The sequence below is a fragment of the Microcoleus sp. S13_C5 genome, from assembly GCF_036700845.1.
Lineage (GTDB): Bacteria > Cyanobacteriota > Cyanobacteriia > Cyanobacteriales > Microcoleaceae > Microcoleus.
On record NZ_JAUBPR010000278.1, the window covers coordinates 1 to 1,601 of the forward strand.

1 protein-coding gene is annotated in these 1,601 nt (G+C 40.5%); it reads right to left on the minus strand.

Annotation, left to right across the window (positions count from 1 at the left end):
* Positions 1-179 precede the first annotated feature (179 nt).
* Complete coding sequence (locus tag QUA04_RS29575; protein WP_333264336.1) at positions 180-1,367, minus strand: glycosyltransferase; 1,188 nt, start codon at positions 1,365-1,367, stop codon at positions 180-182.
* Positions 1,368-1,601: the final 234 nt, after the last annotated feature.

Sequence of the window (1,601 nt, forward strand, 5' to 3'; positions counted from 1 at the left end):
AATAAATAGTCTAAATGAAAGCTCATTACTCTAACTGTATTGGTTGAGCTATTTTACACCATAAACTCAGGAGAGCCTGATTAATGTAGTCTTCAAGCCCTTATTTAAGCGTTAGTTTCTTGTCCGAAGCCCTCGATCGCGCTTCGGACAAGAAACCAAGCGGCGAGAAGGTTTGGCAGTTATTGGAGATATTTATTGTAGTATTCAGCAGCCAGCCGTTTTTCAAACAACCACTGTTTGCTTTCAGGGGAATCATCCAGCCAGCGATCAATCAATTCCGCCCATTTGACAGGCAAACGCAACTCATGCCAGGTTGAATGAGAAGCGACAGAAAGATTGTGGTAAAGCGCTGAATCCGAAATAACTTTTTCGATACATTCTGCTAAAGCCTGAGAGTTCCCCGCCTCAAAAATCATCGAATTAACACAGTGCTTTAAGTTGGTTTTAAACATCGGGTGATCCGAAGCTACTATCGGTGTTCTAGTGCGTAAAGCGTGCTGAATTGTCAGGGGAAAACCTTCGGGATATTCGTGCCTGCTAGTAACTAACACGAGATCGGATTCTCTCATTAAAGGTTCTAAAGTCTGAGTTGGCACTATTCCGATAAATTCTACAGAATCTTTGATTTGCAACTGTTCGACTCGCTGTAAAAAAAACTCTTCTTCGCCTTTACCTGCTATTTTTAAGTGAACTGATATATTCCGCTCTCTTAACTTTGCTACGGCTTCTAAGATATCGCCAACTCCCTTGGTTTGTATTAATAAGCCTGCGTAAAATAGTTTCCAAGTTTTGATGCCAGCAGGGAGTTCTTTCGGCGAAAGAGAACCGGGATTGCTGTCTATCAGGAAATCCCAAGGAATTATTTTATCTGGTTTTACTCCAATTTCTTTAAACAATAAAGATGAAGTTATGCCGTAAGTTCCAACCCATTCTATTTGCTTGTTATTCAACAACTTAGCTAGGAAATAGTTGCGGAATTTCTGGCGCAAAGTAGTTGTGGAAATAGATTCTGCAAATACGGCCAGGGTTCTAATTTTATTTTTACTTACCCACTTAAAAACGTCGGGAATAATCGTCCGCATGATTAAGTGAGTCGGATTTTGCATGGCAATTAACTCGATCAATTTTTGGGAATTAATTGGGTGACTAAATCCGCAAGCGATCGCGCGCACGCCGTTTTCTAGAACCAGATCGTTAAATTCTGGTGCCATGCAGCAAATAACCGTTACTGACTCCGCTCGTTTTGCCATCTCGGTGACGGCATCAACAGAATATTTTTGAGCGTAGTATGTTTCGCTTCCACCTTTGGCTAAACGCTGAAAGGCTTCTGCGTAATCGCCGGCATACTGAACTATGACTAAGCGCATTTTCCTCAACTCTGGTTGTAAAGTATTCCTAAGACTTTCGGTGCCAAAGATGTGTAATCAGGTTTATGTGGAGGGTTTGATGTACTGCCACTCTCGAACTGTTAATTTTATTGGGCTTCATTCTTATTATAAAGAGTTTCGGCAACAGCCAAGTCAATATAGCATTTCTTAGAAAGATGAGGTATAATATAACTAACTTAAACGTAGTGAAAAATATAGAAGTTCAAAATGTTA